General features: G+C 71.5%; 20 protein-coding genes. 2 read left to right on the plus strand and 18 right to left on the minus strand.

Translation table 11 applies throughout. The features are described 5' to 3' along the window. Window positions 1–30 precede the first annotated feature (30 nt). The 12 genes from cmk to KK087_RS09190 form a co-directional block, all read right to left on the minus strand. Window positions 31–726, minus strand: coding sequence for a (d)CMP kinase (cmk, locus tag KK087_RS09135; protein WP_214564942.1), 696 nt, complete (start codon window positions 724–726; stop codon window positions 31–33). A 227-nt stretch (window positions 727–953) separates the two neighbouring features. Next, window positions 954–2,066, minus strand: a complete 1,113-nt coding sequence (locus KK087_RS09140; protein ID WP_214564916.1) for a prephenate dehydrogenase — start codon at window positions 2,064–2,066, stop codon at window positions 954–956. A 58-nt stretch (window positions 2,067–2,124) separates the two neighbouring features. Next, the gene (locus KK087_RS17385; RefSeq protein ID WP_250893284.1) at window positions 2,125–2,913 is read right to left on the minus strand and encodes a pseudouridine synthase; all 789 of its coding nucleotides are present in this window, start codon (window positions 2,911–2,913) and stop codon (window positions 2,125–2,127) included. A 1,297-nt stretch (window positions 2,914–4,210) separates the two neighbouring features. Further along, a complete protein-coding gene (gene scpB, locus KK087_RS09150; protein ID WP_439647691.1) occupies window positions 4,211–4,879 on the minus strand; it encodes an SMC-Scp complex subunit ScpB in 669 nt (222 codons plus the stop codon). Between the two features lie 43 nt (window positions 4,880–4,922). Continuing rightward, a complete protein-coding gene (locus KK087_RS09155; RefSeq protein ID WP_214530711.1) occupies window positions 4,923–5,726 on the minus strand; it encodes a segregation and condensation protein A in 804 nt (267 codons plus the stop codon). Beyond that, complete coding sequence (locus KK087_RS09160; protein WP_214564918.1) at window positions 5,710–6,585, minus strand: ParA family protein; 876 nt, start codon at window positions 6,583–6,585, stop codon at window positions 5,710–5,712. The genes KK087_RS09155 and KK087_RS09160 overlap by 17 nt, the downstream gene beginning before the upstream one ends. Before the next feature lie 70 nt (window positions 6,586–6,655). Further along, window positions 6,656–7,471, minus strand: a complete 816-nt coding sequence (locus KK087_RS09165; protein WP_214530710.1) for an SseB family protein — start codon at window positions 7,469–7,471, stop codon at window positions 6,656–6,658. A gap of 4 nt (window positions 7,472–7,475) precedes the next feature. After that, window positions 7,476–8,222, minus strand: a complete 747-nt coding sequence (gene priA / locus KK087_RS09170) for a bifunctional 1-(5-phosphoribosyl)-5-((5-phosphoribosylamino)methylideneamino)imidazole-4-carboxamide isomerase/phosphoribosylanthranilate isomerase PriA (protein WP_214564919.1) — start codon at window positions 8,220–8,222, stop codon at window positions 7,476–7,478. A gap of 97 nt (window positions 8,223–8,319) precedes the next feature. Continuing rightward, window positions 8,320–8,958, minus strand: coding sequence for an imidazole glycerol phosphate synthase subunit HisH (gene hisH, locus KK087_RS09175; protein ID WP_017885903.1), 639 nt, complete (start codon window positions 8,956–8,958; stop codon window positions 8,320–8,322). After that, window positions 8,955–9,557, minus strand: a complete 603-nt coding sequence (gene hisB / locus KK087_RS09180; RefSeq protein WP_214530708.1) for an imidazoleglycerol-phosphate dehydratase HisB — start codon at window positions 9,555–9,557, stop codon at window positions 8,955–8,957. Before hisB ends, hisH begins: the two co-directional genes overlap by 4 nt. After that, the gene (locus tag KK087_RS09185; RefSeq protein ID WP_214564920.1) at window positions 9,554–10,660 is read right to left on the minus strand and encodes a histidinol-phosphate transaminase; all 1,107 of its coding nucleotides are present in this window, start codon (window positions 10,658–10,660) and stop codon (window positions 9,554–9,556) included. Before KK087_RS09185 ends, hisB begins: the two co-directional genes overlap by 4 nt. A gap of 64 nt (window positions 10,661–10,724) precedes the next feature. Continuing rightward, a complete protein-coding gene (locus KK087_RS09190; RefSeq protein WP_214530706.1) occupies window positions 10,725–11,102 on the minus strand; it encodes a LysM peptidoglycan-binding domain-containing protein in 378 nt (125 codons plus the stop codon). 236 nt (window positions 11,103–11,338) lie between these two features. On the opposite strand from KK087_RS09190, the gene lexA reads away from it, so the two are divergent. Further along, entirely contained in the window at window positions 11,339–11,983 is a 645-nt protein-coding gene (gene lexA, locus KK087_RS09195) for a transcriptional repressor LexA (RefSeq protein WP_214530705.1), read from the plus strand. Window positions 11,984–12,179: 196 nt separating this feature from the next. Here lexA and hflX read toward each other — a convergent pair whose 3' ends face one another. Beyond that, on the minus strand, window positions 12,180–13,721 hold the full coding sequence (gene hflX / locus KK087_RS09200) for a GTPase HflX (RefSeq protein ID WP_214564921.1): 1,542 nt from the start codon (window positions 13,719–13,721) through the stop codon (window positions 12,180–12,182). A 61-nt stretch (window positions 13,722–13,782) separates the two neighbouring features. Between hflX and KK087_RS09205 the strand changes: the two genes are divergently transcribed. Then, the gene (locus tag KK087_RS09205) at window positions 13,783–14,394 is read left to right on the plus strand and encodes a class I SAM-dependent methyltransferase (protein ID WP_214530703.1); all 612 of its coding nucleotides are present in this window, start codon (window positions 13,783–13,785) and stop codon (window positions 14,392–14,394) included. 137 nt (window positions 14,395–14,531) lie between these two features. Here KK087_RS09205 and dapF read toward each other — a convergent pair whose 3' ends face one another. The 5 genes from dapF to recA all read right to left on the minus strand — a co-directional run bounded on the left by dapF (window position 14,532) and on the right by recA (window position 19,914). Continuing rightward, the gene (dapF, locus tag KK087_RS09210) at window positions 14,532–15,422 is read right to left on the minus strand and encodes a diaminopimelate epimerase (protein WP_214530702.1); all 891 of its coding nucleotides are present in this window, start codon (window positions 15,420–15,422) and stop codon (window positions 14,532–14,534) included. After that, entirely contained in the window at window positions 15,419–16,330 is a 912-nt protein-coding gene (gene miaA, locus KK087_RS09215; protein WP_214564943.1) for a tRNA (adenosine(37)-N6)-dimethylallyltransferase MiaA, read from the minus strand. The genes dapF and miaA overlap by 4 nt, the downstream gene beginning before the upstream one ends. A gap of 85 nt (window positions 16,331–16,415) precedes the next feature. Then, window positions 16,416–17,909 carry a tRNA (N6-isopentenyl adenosine(37)-C2)-methylthiotransferase MiaB gene (gene miaB / locus KK087_RS09220; RefSeq protein WP_214564922.1) on the minus strand — a complete coding sequence of 498 codons (1,494 nt, stop codon included), beginning with the start codon at window positions 17,907–17,909 and terminating at the stop codon, window positions 16,416–16,418. A 26-nt stretch (window positions 17,910–17,935) separates the two neighbouring features. Continuing rightward, window positions 17,936–18,856: a regulatory protein RecX gene (locus tag KK087_RS17915; protein ID WP_214543617.1), complete on the minus strand. Its 921-nt coding sequence runs from the start codon at window positions 18,854–18,856 to the stop codon at window positions 17,936–17,938. Further along, a complete protein-coding gene (gene recA, locus KK087_RS09230; RefSeq protein WP_214530699.1) occupies window positions 18,853–19,914 on the minus strand; it encodes a recombinase RecA in 1,062 nt (353 codons plus the stop codon). The genes KK087_RS17915 and recA overlap by 4 nt, the downstream gene beginning before the upstream one ends. Between the last annotated feature and the right edge of the window lie 196 nt (window positions 19,915–20,110).

Consider the following 20,110-nt stretch of genomic DNA (forward strand, 5'->3'; position numbering starts at 1 on the left):
ACCAGGCGGCCGAGGCCGTCCGGTCGTGCGTCAGTGCGTGGCCGCGCGGGCCAGGTCGACGACCGCCTGCACGGTCTGGTCGAAGTCGAGGTCGGTGGAGTCGAGCGTCGTGACGCCGTCGGCGGCGTTCATGAAGTCGACGACCTTCGCGTCCGCCGCGTCGCGACGAGCGAGTGCTGCGGAGGTCTCGGCGGCCGACTGGGTCGTGACCTCTGCCGAGCGTCGGGCCATTCTAACGGACTCGTCGGCCGTCAGCAGGATCCGGACCTCGGCGTCGGGTGCGACGACCGTGGTGATGTCCCGGCCCTCGGTGATGATGCCCGGGGCGTCGGTCTTCCGCATGACGTTGCGGAACAGCTGGACCAGGCGCTTCCGGACGTCCGGGAGCTTCGCGATGTGGGCGACCGCGCCGGTGACGTCGGGGGTGCGGATGGCCTCGGTGACGTCGGTCTCCCCCACCTTGACGTAGTAGTCGTCGGGGTCGGTGCCGATGGCGTAGTCGAAGGTGTCCCAGCTCGCCAGGATCGCCGCGGGGTCGTCGAGGTCGACCCGCTGCTGCAGGGCGTGCCAGGCGAGCGCACGGTAGGCGGCGCCGGTGTCCTGGTAGCCGTAGCCCAGGGCGCGGGCGGCCGCACGGGAGACGCTCGACTTGCCGCTGCCGGCGGGACCGTCGACCGCGATGACGATCTTCGCCACGTAGGCGCCGTCGGCCAGGCCGGACGGCATCGGGGCGCTGGTCGAACCGGGCTCCCCGCCGGGTTCGCCGAGCCCGCCGGCGGGGCCACCGAGCGGACCGCCGTCACCGCCGGAGCCGTCGCCCGGGCCGCCGAGCGGACCACCGGCACCGCCGGTACCGGGCGTCGGCAGGCCGGAGTCGGGCCCGTCGGTCCCACCGGCCGGAGCGCGTCCGCCGGTCACACCCGAGTCGTTCATCGCTGCGTTCGTGTCGTCGTTCAGGCCCATGCTGCTGCGATCCTCCATCCGCGCCCCTCGAGTTCCTCGACGAGTCGCTGTTCCTGCTCGGGCAGCACCGACACCTCGACGATGCCGATCTGTGCGCCCGGTGAGTGCTCGAGGCGCATGTCCTCGAGGTTGATGCCGATCTCCCCGATGAACGTCAGGAGTGCGGCGATCTGCCCGGGGGTGTCGTCGACCAGGACGACCACCTGGGCGAAGCGCTTGGTGGTGCCGTGTTTGCCCGGCAGCCGTTCGACCCCGCGGTTGCCGTCGGCGATGGTCTCGGCGATGGTGCGCGGCGAACCGGCACCGTCCGGGTCGCTGAGCGCGTCGATCACCCGGGACAGGTCGTCACGCAGGTCGGTGAGCACCGGCCGGATGTGCCCGGCGTTCGCCCCGATGATCTGCACCCAGAGCCCGGGGTCGCTCGCGGCGATCCGGGTGACGTCGCGCACGCCGCCACCGGCGAGCCCGAGCGACCCGTCGGGGGCGTCCCGCAGGCGCGAGGCCATCAGCGTCGACACGAGCTGGGGTGCGTGCGAGACGTACGCCACGGCGAGGTCGTGGGACTCGGGGTCCATCGGCACCACGGTGGCGCCGACGTCGAGCGCGAGGTCCTCGACCACCGCGGCACGCTGGTAGGTGATGCCGTCGTGCCCTGCGATCACCCAGGGGCGGCCGACGAACAGGTCGGCGCGGGCGGCGGTCGGACCGCTGCGCTCGCGTCCGGCCATCGGGTGGGACCCGATGTAGCGGGAGACGTCGGCCCCGGCCGCCACCAGGGCGGCGAGCGGCCCGGACTTCACGCTGGCGACGTCGGTCACCACGGCGTCCGGGTACGCGGCGAGTTCGCGCTCCACCACGGTCGCGACGACGTCCGGCGGCACCGCGACGACGACGAGCTCCGGCTGGTCGCCGGCAGCCGGTCGACGCCCGGCGCCGTAGTCCACGGCGAGCGCCAGCGCGGCGGGCGAGACGTCGTCGAGGACGACGTCCACACCCTTCTCGCGCAGGGCGAGACCGATCGAAGCACCGAGCAGCCCGGCACCGACGACCCGGACCGGGCCGCGCAGACGGCGGTCGATGTCGGTCGGGGTCACGTCGGTCACCGGGCAAGCCTACCGATCGAGGCTCGGGCATCGGTCGATGCCCGAGCTTCGGGGTCGGTCAGTCCGCGGACTCGTCCTCGTACTCGTCGTCGTCCTGGTCGAGCGCGACGTCGCGGTCGTCACGAGCGGACGGCTTGGCGTCACGGACCGTACTGAGCAGCTTGCCGACCTCGACCGTGCCGAGCTCGCGCATCTTGCCCGGCGGCAGGCTGCCCAGGTGCAGCGGCCCGAACGACCGGCGGACGAGTTCGAGGACCGGGTGGCCGACCGCCTCGAGCATGCGACGGACGATGCGGTTGCGCCCGGAGTGCAGCGTGATCTCGACGAGCGACTCACCCCGCGAGGACTCGAGCAACCGCACCTTGTCGGCCTTGATCGGACCGTCCTCGAGCTCGACGCCCTCGGTCAGGCGCTGCACCACGGCGGGGTTGACGTTGCCGTGGACCTTCGCGATGTACGTCTTCTGCACGCCGAACGACGGGTGCGCCAGCACGTGTGCCAGGTCGCCGTCGTTCGTCAGGACGAGCAGTCCGGAGGTCTCGGTGTCGAGACGGCCCACGTTGAACAGGCGCTCCTCGTAGCGGTCCACGAACTCCGTCAGGTCGCGGCGACCGCGCTCGTCCTGCAGGCTCGAAACGACACCGGTCGGCTTGTTCAGCACGATGTAGCGCCGCGACGAGTCGATCTGCACCGGCACGCCGTCGACGCTGATCGCGTCCTTCTCGGGGTCGACGCGACGCCCGAGGGCATCCACGACCTCGCCGTTGACCGTCACGCGGCCCTCGACGATCAGGTTCTCCGCGACCCGGCGGGATGCCACGCCGGCAGCGGCGATCACCTTCTGCAGGCGCTCACCCTCTGCCTGGAGGCCCGGCTCGGCCCCGGCAGGCGCCGATCCGTCCGCCGCGTCCCAGTCCTCGATGATCGGCCGTTCCGGCGTGCCCTCGGCCGGGTTGCCCCGGTCGTCGCGCTGCCCGCTCGGCTTCGGCGTCGTGCGGTCGCTGTTGCGGACGCTCGTGGTGCCGCCGACGTAGCGGCGGCCGTTGTGCCAGACGCGGCTCTGCTGGCCGTCGGGGCCGCGGCGGTCGTCACGGGAGCGGTCCTCGCGGGGTGCCGAGCCGCCGCGGTCGTCGCGGCCGCGGTACCCACCGCGGTCGTCGCGGGGAGCCGAAGCACCACGGTCGTCGCGGCCGCGGTACCCACCACGGTCGTCACGCGGAGCCGAAGCCCCACGGTCGTCCCGGCCGCGGTACCCACCGCGGTCGTCACGCGGAGCGGCGCTGCGGTCGTCGCGACCCCGGTAGCCACCACGGTCGTCACGCGGAGCGGAGTTGCCCCGGTACCCACCACGGTCGCCGCCACCGGAACGGTCATCGCGCGGAGCAGAGCCACGGTAGCCGCCACGGTCGTCACGCGGAGCAGACGCACCACGGTCGTCACGGCCCCGGTACCCACCACGGTCGTCGCGCGGAGCCGAGCCCCGGTAGCCGCCGCGGTCGTCGCGCGGAGCAGACGCACCACGGTCGTCGCGACCCCGGTAGCCGCCGCGGTCGTCACGGGGAGCCGAGTTGCCCCGGTACCCGCGACGGTCGCCGCCACCGGAACGGTCGTCGCGCGGAGCAGAACCCCGGTAGCCACCACGGTCGTCACGCGGAGCAGAACCCCGGTAACCACCACGGTCGTCACGCGGAGCAGAACCCCGGTAACCACCACGGTCGTCACGCGGAGCAGACCCACGGTAGCCACCACGGTCGCCGCCCCCGGAGCGGTCGTCGCGCGGGGCCGAGCCGCGGTACCCACCACGGTCGTCACGCGGCGCGGAGTTGCCCCGGTAGCCACCACGGTCATCACGCGGAGCGGAGCCACCGCGGTCGTCACGACCCCGGTAGCCACCACGGTCGTCACGCGGAGCCGAAGCCCCGCGGTACCCGCCACGGTCGTCGCGCGACGGGTACCCGCCACGACGGTCGTCGTCACGCGGCGGGCGTGCGCCCCCGCGGTCGTCGCGACCGTACCCGCCGGAGCGGCCACCGGCACTGGAGCCGGCCCCGCCGCGCCCGCCGGCCGGGCGGCCGGAGCGATCCGGGCCTCCCGAACGTCCGTTGCGGTCGTCTCGGTCTCGGGGCGCGCCGCGCCCCCGGTCGTCAAACCCTGCCATCGGGGATCCCTTCGTTCTGCTCGAAGCCGTCCGCACCGTCGTCCAGGAGGGGCGAGATGAGCGGCAGCTCGTCGAGCGAGTTGATGCCGAGCTGCTGCAGGAGCAGGTCGGACGTGACGTAGTTGATGGCGCCGGTCTCGGCGTCGGTGAACGACTCCTCGATGAGGCCGCGTGCCACCAGGGTTCGGACGACGCCGTCGACGTTGACGGCGCGGATCGCAGCGATCTGCGAGCGGGTGATCGGCTGCTTGTAGGCGACCACCGCCAGGGTCTCGAGCGCGGCCTGCGACAGCCGCGAGGGGCGCTCGGCCTCGACGAACTGCTCGACGACGGAGTCGAGGTCCTCGCGGACGTAGAAGCGCCAGCCGCCACCGACCTCGCGGAGCTCGAAGCCGCGGCGGATCGTGCCGTCGACGCCGTCGAAGTCCGCGACCAGGCGTTCGATCGCCTGGCGGACTGCGGGCACGGGGGCACTCACGGCGGCACCGAGGGCGACGAGCGACTGGGGCTCGTCGGCGATCATCAGGATGGCCTCGAGCTGGCGGTCGATGGGGACGGCGGGGTGGGCCTGCGGCTCGGCGCCATCGGGAGCGGTCGGCGCGGCGTGGGCGGCGCGGGCGTGGATCTCGCGCTCGATGGCGCGGGCATCGGCCATCTCGTCGGCGCCGCCGGGTTCGGCGCTGGACGTGTCGTGCACGTCATCCGTCATAGTCGGCTCCCAGGTTCGCGAGGCTCTCGTCGGACCAGTCCTCGGCGGTCCACCGCAGTGTCAGCTCCCCGAGCGGCTCGAGCTGCTCGAACGAGATCGACGCGTTCCGGTACAGCTCGAGGATCGCGAGGAAGCGAGCCACCACGATACCCGCCTGGTCGACGCCCGCGACCAGTTCGCGGAACGAGACACCCTCACCATCGCGGGTGCGGAGGATCGAGACGACGATCGCGGCCTGCTCCCGGATGCTGATGAGCGGGGCGTGCAGGTGGTCGAGGCCGACGGTCGGGATCTCCCGCGGCGCGAACGCCAGCGCGGCCAGGGCGGCGAAGTCCTGCACCGACAGGGTCCAGACGAGTTCCGGGGTCCGGGCTCGGAAGCGCTCCTCGAGCCGGACACTGCGGACGTGCCGGCGCGACTCCACGCCCCACCGCTCCCCGAACCACTGGGCCGCCTGCTTGAACGCCTTGTACTGCAGCAGACGGGCGAACAGCAGGTCGCGGGCCTCGAGCAGGGCGACGTCCTCGGCGTCCACGAGCTCACCCTGTGGCAGCAGCCCGACGATCTTCAGGTCGAGCAGGGTCGCAGCGACGACGAGGAACTCGCTGGCCTCGTCGAGCTCGTCGGCCGATTCGGCCTGGCGGACGTACTGGATGAACTCCCCCGTCACGGCGCCGAGGGAGACCTCGGTGATGTCGAGCTCGTGCTTCGTGATGAGCGACAGCAGGAGGTCGAACGGCCCGTCGAAGTTGGTGAGCCGGACCCGGAACCCCGCGTCAGGCGACGGCGCCACGCTGGACGAGCTCTCGTGCGAGCTGCCGGTAGGCGTGGGCGGCGGGGTGGTCCGGAGCGGTCTGCGTGATCGGGCGCGCGGACACCGTGGCGTCCGGGAACTTCACGGTGCGGCCGATGACCGTGTCGAGCACGCGGTCGTCGAAGGTTTCGACGACGCGCTCCATGACCTCGCGCGAGTGCAGCGTGCGCGAGTCGTACATCGTCGCCAAGATGCCGTCGAGCTTGAGCGCCGGGTTGAGCCGGTCGCGCACCTTGTCGATCGTCTCGATGAGCAGCGCGACACCGCGGAGCGCGAAGAACTCGCACTCGAGCGGGATGAGCACGCCGTGCGCGGCGGTGAGGGCGTTCACGGTGAGCAGGCCGAGCGACGGCTGGCAGTCGACCAGGATGACGTCGTAGTCGTTCGCGACCTTGCGCAGCACGCTGGCCAGGATCTGCTCGCGGGCGACCTCGTTGACCAGGTGCACCTCGGCCGCGGACAGGTCGATGTTCGCGGGGATGACGTCGAGACCGGGGGTGTTCGTCGGCTGGATGACCTGGTTCGGGTCCTTCACGGCCCCCATCAGCAGGTCGTAGACGGTGTGGATGTCGTGCGTCCGGACGCCGAGGCCCGCGGACAGCGCGCCCTGCGGGTCGAAGTCGACGGCCAGGACCTTGCGGCCGTACTCCGCGAGCGCCGCACCGAGGTTGATGGCCGTCGTGGTCTTGCCGACGCCGCCCTTCTGGTTGCAGAGCGCGATGATGCGGGCGGGTCCGGTGCTGTCGAGCTCCTCGGGCACGGGGAACTCCCGGACGGGACGCCCCGTCGGACCGTGGGTGGTCGCGCCGGTGGGGTTGGTCGTCGGGTTCGGGCTCACCCCGCCATCGTACCGGCGACCTCGGGCTGGGCCGGGCCGCACCGCCGCGGGACCGCAGCGCCGCAGCTCGTCAGGCAGCGCGCAGGGCGACGCGCATGCTGTCGACCCGCTCGGCGATCACGGGGTCGGTCGACCACCGCTGCTGCAGCCGGCCGACGAGCTCGCCGACCTGCTCGCGGTCGAGCCCCGGGTGCAGCGCCAGGCCCACCGTCAGCTCCGGCCCGGCGAACCGACCGACCGGGTCGCCGGGCGCGAGTTCGACACGGGCGACGCTGGGCTCCTGGGCTACTGATGTCGCGAAGGCCTGCGCGACCTCGGGGTCCTCGAAGCACGGGGTCCACGGCAGGTCCTGTCCGAGGGCCCACACCGCCGGACGACGCAGCACGAACTCGGTCGGCGACTTCGGGTCGAGCACGACGAGCTGGGTGTCCTCGCTCGCCGCGGCCATCGCCACACGGCGGGACTCCACCGGCACGGGGCGCGCGTCCGGGTCCCAGGCGTGCATCGCGTCGACCGAGGTGAACGCCGGCATGACACTGCGGCCGTCCGGGCCGGCGACCGTCACGATCGAGAGTTCCTGGGTCTTGTCGACGAGCTTGCCCGCGTCGGTCTCCCCCACGTCGCCGGCCTCGGCGATGAGCGGGATGAGCAGACGGGCGGTGCGGAGTGACTCGACGATCGTCGCCTGGGACCCGCCGCTGGCGAGCGAGCCGATCGCCGCGACCACTGCGGGATCGGCGAGCCCGTCGTCGTCGGCGAAGGCGGTGTCGTGGTGGTCGAACGTGCGGCCCTCCCACGAGAAGCCCGCCGAGTCCGCCGCACCACCCGGGGTGTGCGCGTCGTCGGCGTCCGGCCCGGTGCCGCGGCCGTTGGAGATGCCCGCCACGGCGTTACTCGGAGGCGATGTCGAGCGCGGCCGGCAGCGTGAACGCCCCGGAGTACAGCGCCTTGCCGATGATGGCGCCCTCGAGCCCGTACGGCACGAGTTCGCGCAGCGCACGCAGGTCGTCGAGGGTCGAGATCCCGCCGGAGGCCACCACGGGCTGGTCGGTCCGGTCGCACACCTGGCGGAGCAGTTCGACGTTCGGCCCCTGCAGCGTGCCGTCCTTGGTGACGTCGGTCACCACGTAGCGGGCGCACCCGGCGGCCTCGAGCCGGTCGAGGACCTCCCACAGGTCACCGGCGTCCTCGGTCCAGCCGCGGCTCGAGAGCGTGGTGCCTCGGACGTCCAGCCCGACGGCGATCTGCTCGCCGTACTCACCGATCACGCGGGCGGCCCAGTCGGGGTTCTCGAGCGCTGCGGTGCCGAGGTTGATGCGAGCGGCGCCGGTCGCCAGCGCTGCCTCGAGCGAGGCGTCGTCGCGGATACCACCGGAGAGCTCGACGGACACGCCCTCGACCTCGCGGATCGCGTGCGCGATGACCCGGCGGTTGTCGCCACGACCGAAGGCGGCGTCGAGGTCCACCAGGTGGATCCACTCCGCACCCTGGTCACGCCAGGTGCGTGCGGCGGCGACGGGGTCGCCGTAGCCGGTCTCGCTCCCCGCCTCGCCCTGGGTGAGCCGCACCGCCTGCCCGTCGACGACGTCGACGGCCGGCAGCAGGACGAGGGGCGGGGTGTCGGTGAGGTCGGTCATGGTCCTGTCGGTTTCGTTGCGGTGGAGAAGGGGCTGCGTTCGACCTGGAGGCCCGGTGCGCGTCCGGCACGGCCGTCACGCCCGGCGCCGGCCGGGTTCAGAGCGAGCGCACCCAGTTGGAGAGCAGGCGGATGCCCGGCTCGCCGGACTTCTCGGGGTGGAACTGCGTGGCGGTGAGCGGCCCGTTCTCGACCGCGGCGATGAACGGCTGCCCGTGCTCGGCCCAGGTCAGACGGGGCGCGCGGAACGGCCCGTACGCCTCGAGCGGGAAGTCGGTCACGCCGTAGGAGTGCACGAAGTAGAAGCGCTCGTCGTGCAGCCCGTCGAACAGCACGGAGTCCTCGGGGGCCTGCACGGTGTTCCAGCCCATGTGCGGCAGCACCTCGGCCTGGATCTCCTGCACGGTGCCGGGCCACTGGCCGAGCCCCTCGACGTCGGCACCGCGCTCGATGCCGCGCGAGAACAGGACCTGCATGCCGACGCAGATGCCGAGCACGGGTCGCCCGCCGGCCAGACGGTGGTCGACGATCTCGCCGCCCTGCACGCCTTCGAGCTGGTCGATCACGGCGGCGAACGCCCCGACGCCGGGGACGAGCAGGCCGTCGGCCTTGAGCGCCGCCTGCTTGTCCGAGGTCAGGGTGACGTCGGCACCGGCGCGCTCGAGCGCCTTGGCGGCGGAGTGGACGTTGCCCGACCCGTAGTCGAGGACGACGACGTTCGGCTTGGCGGCGGTCACAGAGCGCCCTTCGTGGAGGGGATGCCGTCGACGCGCGGGTCCAGTTCGACCGCCGTGCGCATGGCCCGGGCGAACGCCTTGAACTCGGCTTCGGCGATGTGGTGGGGGTCGCGGCCCTCGAGCACGCGGACGTGGACGGTGATGCCGGCGTTGAACGTGATCGCCTCGAACACGTGGCGGACCATCGAGCCGGTGAAGTGGCCGCCGATGCGGTGGAACTCGAAGCCCGCGGGCTCTCCGGAGTGCACCAGGAACGGGCGCCCCGAGACGTCCACGACGGCCTGGGCCAGCGCCTCGTCGAGCGGGACCAGGGCGTCGCCGTACCGGCCGATGCCGGAGCGGTCACCGAGGGCCTGCTTGATCGCCTGTCCGAGCACGATGCCGGTGTCCTCGACCGTGTGGTGCACGTCGATGTCGGTGTCGCCCGTCGAGCGCACCCGCAAGTCGATCAGGGAGTGCTTGCTGAACGCGGTCAGCATGTGGTCGAAGAACGGGACGGAGGTCGAGATCGACGAGGTCCCGGTGCCGTCCAGGTCGAGCTCGAGTTCGACACTCGATTCGCTCGTCGAACGGCTGATCGAGGCGGTGCGGGCGGTCATGCCTCAACCCTAACCGGCGGCTGCTCGGCGGCGACCTGGCGCATGGCGTCGAGGAACGCGGTCGTCTCGGCTTCGGTCCCCGCACTGACTCGCAGGTGGTTCGGGATCCCGAGGTCGCGCACGATGACGTCGCGCTCGAGCAGTGCCTCGAACGCGGCGTGCGGGTCGGCCACGCCACCGAACAGCACGAAGTTCGACCAGGTCTCGTACGTGCGGTACCCCATCGCCCGGAGCTCGGTGACCATGCGGTCGCGCTGCGCCTTGATGTCGTCGACCATCGCCAGCATCTCGGGCGCGTGCCGGAGTGCCGCGATCGCCGCAGCCTGCGTGAGCGCGGACAGGTGGTAGGGCAGTCGGACCAGCCGGACGGCGTCGACGACGGCGGGGTGCGCGGCCATGTACCCGACCCGGGCGCCGGCGAACGCGAACGCCTTGCTCATCGTGCGGGAGACAACGAGGCGCTCACGACCGGGCAGCAGGGTGAGGGCGCTCGGGGCCTCGGACGGCATGAACTCGGCGTACGCCTCGTCCACCATCACGATGCCGTCGGTCGCGTCGTAGGCGGCCGCGATCGTCTCGATGTCGAGCGGCGTGCCCGTCGGGTTGTTCGGCCCGCACAGGAACACGATGTCCGGCTGGTGCTCGCGGATCGCCGCCACGACGGTCTCGGGCGAGATGCCGAACTCGTCGTCGCGCTGCGCCGGGATCCAGGTGGTTCCGGTGCCCGACGCGAGGATCGAGTGCATCGAGTAGGTGGGCGGGAACCCGAGGACCGAGCGACCGGGACCACCGAACGCCTGGAGGAGCTGCTGCAACACCTCGTTCGACCCGTTCGCCGCCCAGAGCTGCTCGGCGGTCAGGTCGTGCCCGAGGTAGTCGGCGAGTGACTGCCGGAGCTCGGTGAACTCGCGATCCGGGTACCGGTTGACCGTCAGCAGGGCCTGCCGGATCGACTCGACGATGTCGGCAGCGACGTCGTCCGGAACGGGATGCGTGTTCTCGTTGACGTTGAGCTGCACGCGGACGTGCTTCTGCGGGGCGCCGTAGGGGATCTGCCCGCGCAGGTCGTTTCGGATCGGGAGGTCTTCGAGCGTGAATGCCACCGATCCATCGTAGGCCGCTGTCGCCGTGCGACGACCAGCCGTCTGGACGGCGCTGCCCGGCTGACTACTCGCCGTTGGTGTACTTGGTGGGGATGGCGATCTCTTCGCCGGCCTGCAGCGCGGAGCCGTCGAGCGCGTTGAGGCTCACGACGTCCTGCACGAAGTCGCGCGGGTCGGAGTTGGGCGCGGTCTGCTCGGCGAGCTGCCAGAGCGTCTCGCCGGGCTGGATCGTCACGGTCTCGAACGGGGTGCGGGTGCCGCCGGCGGTGGCGTCACCGGCGGACGCCTGTCCACCGTTGAGCACGCCGAGGGCGACGACGATGAGGAGCGGGATCGCAGCGAGCGTCGTGAAGACGATGCGGCCGCGACGCGTCAGACGCAGGCGGGTACGCACGGCGGGCGCCGCGGTGCGCTGGATGTCAGCGATGGCGATGGTGCTCATGTCGTTCTTGCCTTCCCGTTCGGTGGAACCGAAGTCGTGTACCGAACATAGTTTCGAATCAGACGACGCACAAGTCCTGGGGGAGGATTTCTGCGGGGTTTTCTTGCGACACGCTCGAACAGGTGTTTGTCCGGCCCTGGCTGGTCGGATACTGTTTCGATCGACTGGGACAAGCCTGACGGGGACCACCGACATTCCCGCCGCGGCCGGACCGGCACCGACGAAAGCGAGACGACGTGGTGGACGAACTGCGGGGCCAGAAGCCGCTGACGCCGAAGCAGCAGGCGATCTTCGACGCGATCCGCGCGTCGATCGCCTCCCGGGGCTACCCGCCGAGCATGCGTGAGATCGGCGACGCGGCCGGGCTCTCCTCGCTCTCGAGCGTCTCCCACCAGCTCGGCCAGCTCGAGCTCGGCGGCTGGATCCGTCGCGACCCGAACCGCCCCCGTGCGCTCGAGGTCCTGGTGGACGAGCCGTCCTCCGACGCCGGTGGCCCGGACATCGACGCCACCACGCTCGTGCCCCTCGTCGGCCGGATCGCCGCCGGTGTCCCGATCACCGCCGAGCAGCACGTCGACGAGATCATCCCGCTCCCCCGCCAGCTCGTCGGCACCGGTGAGCTCTTCATGCTCAAGGTCGTCGGCGAGTCGATGATCGACGCCGCGATCTGCGACGGCGACTGGGTCGTCGTCCGGTCACAGCAGACCGCCGAGAACGGTGACATCGTCGCGGCCATGCTCGACGAAGAGGCGACCGTCAAGGTCTTCCGCCAGCGCGACGGCCACACGTGGCTGCTGCCGCGCAACTCCGCCTTCGAGCCGATCCTCGGCGACGCGGCCTCGGTCCTCGGCAAGGTCGTCGCGGTCCTCCGCTCCCTCTGACCGCGGCCCGCGGCCCACGACTCGCGCTGCACCGGCGCGAGACGCCGTCGTCACCGTCCGACGCCCCCTGCACGACGAAACGCCGCCGGAATCGGCGGCGTTTCGTGTGTTCCGGGGCGTCTCGGTGACGCGACGGCGTCTGGCGGACCCGTGACGGGCCTCCAGACCGCGCGGCAGCGCCTGCCGGAGCCGATCGTCAGACGGTCGTGGCGGGCGTGACCACGTACGGCTCGAGCTCGGAGACCTGCCGCTGGAAGACGCGCACCCGCAGGCGCGTGCCGTCCTCGACGTAGTCGACGGACTCGACCGATCCCGCGTCGTGCAGCGACGACACCAGGTCGCCGCGGTCGTACGGCACCACGATCGTCAGGTCGACGTCGGGCTCGGGCAGGCGGTCCTCGATGACGCTGAGGAGCTCCGGGATGCCCTCGCCGGTGCGTGCGGAGACGAACACCGCGTCCGGCACGAGTCCGATGAGCACGAGGCGTTGCGCGTCGTCGATCAGGTCGGCCTTGTTGAAGACGACGATCTCCGGGATGTCGCCGGCCCCGACGTCGCCGATTACCTCGCGCACGGTGGACAGCTGCGCCCCGGGGTCGGGGTGCGAGCCGTCGACCACGTGCACGATGACGTCGGCGTCGCCGACCTCTTCGAGGGTGGAGCGGAAGGCCTCGACGAGCTGGTGCGGCAGGTTGCGCACGAAGCCGACGGTGTCGGCGAACGTGTACTCACGGCCCTTGGTGCTCTCGGTCCGGCGGACCGTGGCGTCCAGCGTCGCGAACAGCTGGTTCTGCACCAGCACGCCCGCGCTCGTCAGCCGGTTGAGCAGCGACGACTTGCCGGCGTTGGTGTAGCCCGCGATCGCGACGCTCGGCACCTCGTTGCGGTTGCGCTCGGCGCGCTTGGCCTCACGCGCGGGGCGGAAGCCGGCGATCTGGCGGCGCAACTTGGCCATCCGGGTGTGGATGCGTCGGCGGTCCAGCTCGATCTTGGTCTCACCGGGGCCACGCGAACCCATGCCCGCACCGCCGGAGACCTGACCACCGGCCTGTCGGGACATCGAGTCACCCCAACCGCGCAGTCGCGGCAGCAGGTACTCGAGCTGGGCGAGTTCGACCTGTGCCTTGCCCTCGCGGCTCTTGGCGTGCTGGCTGAAGATGTCGAGGATCACGGCCGTGCGGTCGATCACCTTGACCTTCACGACGTCCTCGAGCGCACGACGCTGCGAGGGAGCGAGCTCGGTGTCCGCGATCACGGTGTCGGCGCCGGTGGCCTTCACGATCATCGCGAGCTCTTCCGCCTTGCCCTTGCCGAGGTAGGTCGAGGCGTCCGGGTGCGGTCGGCGCTGCAGGAGCCCGTCGAGCACGACTGCGCCGGCCGTCTCGGCCAGGGCGGACAGCTCGCGCAGGGAGTTCTCGGCGTCCTGCGCGTCGCCCTGGGGGTACACGCCGATGAGGACGACCTGCTCGAGCCGCAGTTGGCGGTACTCGACCTCGGTGACGTCCTCGAGTTCGGTGGAGAGGCCGGCGACACGGCGCAGCGCCGCACGGTCCTCACGGTCGTACTGGTCGCCGTCGCCGGTCCAGCTGCGGTCGTCGACCGACTGCGTCTGGATGGCCTGGGCGGGTGCGAAGATGGACGATGCCGCGCGACGGTCTGCGTTGCGCAACACCCTCTCGACGACACCGTCTGCGCTGTCGTCGTTGGTCTGGTGGTTCTGCTGATGGGTATCCGTCATCCTGTGCACAGGCTACCTCCGGCGGCCCTCCGACACACTCGGTTGCCGGTACGGTTCATCCATGGCGAACGACCACTACTTCTCGGCCAACCCCGAGAGCGACGTCCGGCCCCGCCAGGTGGACGTCACGCTCGCCGGTCAGCCCCTCACCCTGGCCACCGCTGCCGGGGTCTTCAGCCCGGACGGTGTCGACCGTGGCACGAAGGTCCTGCTCGGTTCGGTGCCGGCACCCGCGGCTGACGGCGCGCTGCTCGACATCGGCTGCGGCTGGGGTCCGATCGCGATCACGATGGCGCTGCAGTCCCCGGACGCCCACGTCTGGGGCGTCGACGTGAACGAGCGGGTGCTCGGGCTCGCCCGGGCCAACGCTGTGACCGCCGGGGCGACGAACGTGACGATCGCGCTCCCCGACGACGTGCCGGCCGACCTGCGCTTCCGCACGATCTGGTCGAACCCGCCGATCCGCGTGGGCAAGGACGAGCTGCACGAGATCCTGCTGACCTGGCTGCCCCGGCTCGAGGTCGGGGGTGACGCCTGGCTCGTCGTGTCGAAGGACCTCGGCGGCGACTCGCTGCAGAAGTGGCTCGTCGGGGCGCTCGGCTCGGGGTTCTCCGTCACCCGCGAGTCGACCGCCAAGGGCTTCCGCGTCATCCGCGTGCAGCGCAGCGCGTAGGGCGCGTGCGCACTTCGTGTGCGTGCACTTCGTGAGCAGGAATGGTCGGGTTGCCGCTGGGCACCCGACCACTTCTGCTCACGAAGCGCCGCGGGGCGAAGCGCCCACCCGCGCGCCGCGCGCACCGCGCACCTGCGTCAGACCGTCAGGTCGCCCGAGAAGACGAGCTCGGCCGGCCCGGACAGCGACACGTGCTCGCCGTCCTCGGTCGCCGTCATCCGCACGGTCAGCAGCCCACCCGGCACCCGCACGCGCCAGGTGTCCGGCGCACCAGCCCCGACCCAGTAGCGCGTCGCGAGGGCGGCCGCCACGGCCCCGGTGCCGCACGAGAGCGTCTCACCGCTCCCCCGCTCGTGCACCCGCATGGTGATCTCGCCGACGCCGTCCTTGATGAGCGGATCGCCCGGCAGCACGAACTCGACGTTCGCACCGTGCTCCGGTGCCGGGTCGAGCACGGGCAGGAAGGTCAGGTCGAGGTCGGCAAGTTCGTCTTCGGTCTCGACGGCGACGACCACGTGCGGGTTGCCGACGTCGATGCCGATGCCCGGCCGCGCCCCGTCGAGGTTCTTCGCCCGGACGAGCACGTCGTCGGATCCACCACCCTCGATCCCGAGGCCCCAGCGCCCGAGGTCGGCGGCGAACCCGTTCGTCGTGCGTTGGATGTCGACCAGGCCCTTGCGGCTGCCCACCGTCAGCGTCTCACCGGGGGCGAGGTCGACCAGGCCGGACTCGGTCAGGTACCGGGCGAACACCCGGATGCCGTTGCCGCACATCTCCGCGACCGTGCCGTCGGCGTTGTGGTAGTCCATGAACCAGGTGGCCTCGGGCTCGACGGCCACGAGCGCGCGCCCCTCGGGGATCGCCTCCGACCGCACCGCCCGGATCACGCCGTCGCCGCCCACGCCGAAGCGTCGGTCCGCGATGGCACGGATCCGCTCGGGGGTCAGGTCGACGGTGGCGTCGGGGTCGGCGAACAGGACGAAGTCGTTGCCGGTCCCCTGGCCCTTGGTGAAGTGCAGCTCGGTCACGGCACGATCCTACGGGCCAGTGCCGACAGGTCGCCGCGGTCCGCCCCGGTGACGTCGAGCGTCTCGGCGTCGGCGTAGCGCCGGAACCAGGAGACCTGGCGCCTGGCGTACTTCCGGGTCGCGATGCCGGTCGCCTCCACCGCCTGGTCGACCGTCGACGTGCCGCCCAGCACCTCGAGTGCCTGCGAGTAACCGATCGCGCCCCGCGCCGTCTTGCCCTGCTCCAGCCCCTGCTCGCGGAGCGCAGCGACCTCGTCGACGAGTCCGGCGTCGAACATCCGTGCCGCCCGCGCGTGCAGCGCCGACACCAGCTGCTCACGGTCACGACGCAGGTGCAGGATGCGGGACGGTCGCCAGGCGCGGGGCGTGGCCGGGAGGCTCGGGGTCACGACCTCGGATCGGCTCGCGATCTCGAGTGCCCGGATCAACCGCCGTGGGTTGCGTGCGTCGATCGTCGTTGCGGCCGCCGGGTCGAGGGTGCGGAGCCGTTCGAGCAGGATGCCCGGACCGAGTTCCTCGTGCTCCCGCTCGAGCTGTGCGCGGAGTTCGGGGTCGGTGCCGGGGAACGACAGGTCGAACAGCACCGCGGAGACGTAGAGGCCGCTTCCGCCGACGAGGACGGCCACGCCGCCGTCGGCCTGGATCCGTTCGACGTCTGCCCGTGCGGCGACCTGGTACGCGGCGACGCTCGCCTCGTCGGTGACGTCGAGCACGTCGAGCTGGTGGTGCGGGACCCCGTGTCGTTCGCCCGGCGGGAGCTTCGCGGTCCCGATGTCCATGCCGCGGTACAGCTGCATCGCATCGGCGTTGATGATCTCGGCGTTCCGGCCTGCGGCACGGAGTCGGTCGGCGATCGCGATGCCGAGGTCGGACTTGCCCGTCCCGGTCGCCCCGACGACTGCGATCAGGTCCGCGGCGTCACCGTCTGCGGGCGACTCGGCGGCGTCACCGGACGCGGGCGACGCGGCGCTCGTCGACGCAGCCCCGGGGAGCTCAGCGGCCGACACGGAGCGTTGGCAGCCCGAGCGAGACCGGACGAGGGCCACCGGCCTCGGCGGCCGGGGTGGGCACGCCGCAGCTCGCGGCCTGCGCGCGGTCCCAGGCGTCCCCGGCCCGGGTGCGCCGGATGCGCAGCGGAGCGTCGTCGTCCGCGAGCAGGAAGTGCGGCGCAGCACGCGTGATGTCGACCGTCACGACGTCGCCGGGGCGCGGGACCTCAGAGCCGGCGGGCACGGCGAAGTGCACGAGCCGGGAGTCCTGGGCACGGCCGGACAGCCGACGGGTGGCGTCGTCCTTCCGCCCCTCGCCCGAGGCGACGAGGACCTCGACGCTGCGACCGACCTGACGGGCGTTCTCCTCCGCGGTGATGCGTTCCTGCAGGGCGACGAGTCGTTCGTAGCGCTCCTGCACGACCTGCTTCGGCAGCTGGTCGGCCATCGTGGCCGCCGGCGTGCCCGGGCGGATCGAGTACTGGAACGTGAAGGCCGAGGCGAAGCGGGCCTGCTCGACGACGCGCAGGGTGTCCGCGAAGTCGGCCTCGGTCTCGCCGGGGAACCCGACGATGATGTCGGTGGAGATCGCCGCGTGCGGGATCTTCGCGCGGACGCGGTCGAGGATGCCGAGGAACCGCTCGCTGCGGTAGCTCCGCCGCATCGCCTTGAGGATCCGGTCGGAACCGGACTGCAGGGGCATGTGCAGCTGCGGCATGACGTTCGGCGTCTCGGCCATCGCGTCGATGACGTCGTCGGTGAAGGCCGCCGGGTGCGGGCTCGTGAACCGGACGCGCTCCAGCCCCTCGATCGTGCCGGTGGCGCGCAGCAGCTTGCCGAACGCCTGCCGGTCGCCGAACTCCACGCCGTAGGAGTTGACGTTCTGGCCGAGCAGCGTGACCTCGATCGCGCCGTCGTCGACGAGCGCCTGGATCTCGGCGAGGACGTCACCGGGGCGGCGGTCCTTCTCCTTGCCGCGGAGCGAGGGGACGATGCAGAAGGTGCAGGTGTTGTTGCAGCCGACCGAGATCGACACCCAGCCGCTGTGCGTGGAGTCCCGCTTGGTCGGCAGCGTCGAGGGGAACACGTCGAGCGCCTCGAGGATCTCGATCTGCGCCTCGTCGTTGTGCCGCGCCCGCTCGAGCAGCGTCGGCAGCGACCCCATGTTGTGCGTCCCGAAGACGACGTCGACCCACGGCGCCTTCTCGAGGATGACGTTCTTGTCCTTCTGCGCCAGGCACCCGCCGACAGCGATCTGCATGCCGGGGTGCTCGCGCTTGATGCCCGCGAGCTGTCCGAGGTTGCCGTACAGGCGGTTGTCCGCGTTCTCGCGCACCGCGCAGGTGTTGATGACCACGACGTCGGCCTGCTCGCCGTCGGCAGCGGTGTACCCGGCGGCCTGCAGTGACCCACTCAACCGCTCGGAGTCGTGCACGTTCATCTGGCACCCGTAGGTGCGGACTTCGTAGGTGCGGGGGCGCGCTGCGACGGTGGCCATGGTCGTCCCAGTGTAGGTCGGGCCGACTACTCGAACCGAACGGTCCCGCCGCCGGGTCGTGGGCGCTTCCCGCCGCCGCCGAGGGCCCGTTCGACGGCGATCCGGACGACGCCGGAGCTGTAGCCCTTGCGCATCAGGAAGCCGGACAGCCGACGTTCCGCCGTGGCCCGGTCGAGGCCGCGCATCTGCGGAGCACGCTTGTCGGCGAGCTCCTGGGCGCGGAGGAACTCGTCGTCCTCGTCGTCGGCTGCTTCGTCCAGCGCGGTGTCGATCGCCACCTGGTCGATGCCCCGGCGACGGAGTTCGGTCACGACACCCTGTCGGCCGAGGCCCTTGCGAGCGTGCAGGCGGTCCACCAGGTCGGTGGCGAGGGCGACGTCGTCGAGCAGGCCGACACGGGTCAGCCGTTCGATCTCGTGCTCGACCACGTCGGGGTCGAGGTCCTGCTGGAGCAGCAGCGTCCGCATCTCGGACTCGCTCACGCCCTTGCGCCCGAGGGCACGGAGGCTGAGCCGCTCGGCGTCGGCACGCTGTTCGTCGAGCGGACGAGGCGCGTCGGCGGGGTCGATCTCCTCGCCCCCGGCGATCGAGAAGACCGAGGCCGTGGTGGCGTCGGCGGTCTCGGAGGCGTAGCCGTCCTGCTCGGAACGCGCTGAGCGCCCGCTGCCGTCGCCGATGACGGGCGACACCCACGCGGCCGGACCACGGGCACCGTGCAAGGGCAGGGGCACGGGCGTGTCCGCGTCGAACGCGGTAGGGGCCTCGTCCGGCCGGACGTCGTCCGGCCCGGGAAGCGCCCAGCCATCGGCGTCACGCGGCTCGTCCGGTGACACCGGGGGTGCGGGGATGTCCGGCATCGCGGGTGACACCGGAGCGCGACGACGCGACCTCGCACCGAACAGGTCGGTGACCGGTGCGAGGCCGTCGTCGTCGTGGTCGGTGCTCACGCGCCCTTGCGCTCCGCGAGCTTCGGCGCGATCGACTCGACCGGGGCGTCCTCGGCCTTGGCGCCACCGACGCCGAGCTTGGCGAGGATCTTGCCTTCGATCTCGGCAGCGATCTCGGGGTTCTGGATCAGGAAGGAACGCGAGTTCTCCTTGCCCTGCCCGAGCTGGTCGCCGTCGTAGGTGTACCAGGCACCCGACTTCTTGACGATGCCGTGGTCGACACCGAAGTCGAGCAGCGAGCCTTCGCGCGAGATACCGACGCCGTACAGGATGTCGAACTCGGCCTGCTTGAAGGGCGGCGCCATCTTGTTCTTGACGACCTTGACGCGCGTGCGGTTGCCCACGGCGTCGGTGCCGCTCTTGAGCGTCTCGATGCGACGGATGTCGAGGCGGACGGACGCGTAGAACTTCAGCGCCTTACCACCCGAGGTGGTCTCCGGCGAACCGAAGAACACGCCGATCTTCTCGCGCAGCTGGTTGATGAAGATCATCGTGGTCTGCGTCTGGTTCAGGCCACCGGCGAGCTTTCGCAGCGCCTGGGACATGAGGCGGGCCTGCAGACCGACGTGCGAGTCGCCCATCTCGCCCTCGATCTCGGCGCGGGGCACGAGGGCTGCGACGGAGTCGATCACGATGAGGTCGATGGAGCCAGAGCGGACCAGCATGTCCGCGATCTCGAGCGCCTGCTCGGCGGTGTCGGGCTGCGACACGAGCAGGGCGTCGATGTCGACACCGAGCTTCTTGGCGTACTCGGGGTCGAGCGCGTGCTCCGCGTCGATGAAGGCTGCGATGCCACCGGCGCGCTGGGCGTTGGCGATTGCGTGGATGGTGAGGGTCGTCTTACCCGACGACTCCGGGCCGTAGATCTCGACGATGCGGCCGCGGGGCAGGCCACCGATGCCGAGCGCGACGTCCAGCGCCACTGACCCGGTCTGGATGACGTTGACGGGGGCGCGTTCGTCCGAACCGAGGCGCATGATCGCACCCTTGCCGAACTGCCTGTCGATCTGAGCGAGTGCGGTCTCGAGGGCCTTCTCGCGGTCTGCCGGTGATGGCATGGGGTGCTCCTTCGTGCTCGTGTTCGGCCGCCTGTAGGCTGTCGCGTCCACGCCGGCCGATGGTGCAAGGCCGGTGGTTCTGCGACAAGGCTTCGGGCTGTTCCCGATGTCCATCAACCTATGGCGGGCCACCGACATCACTGCCGACGGTCACGCGATCTGTGGATGGAACACCCGGGCGACGCCGCTGTGGAGG

It is taken from the genome of Curtobacterium aurantiacum, from assembly GCF_018598555.1.
Taxonomy (GTDB): Bacteria; Actinomycetota; Actinomycetes; order Actinomycetales; family Microbacteriaceae; genus Curtobacterium; species Curtobacterium aurantiacum.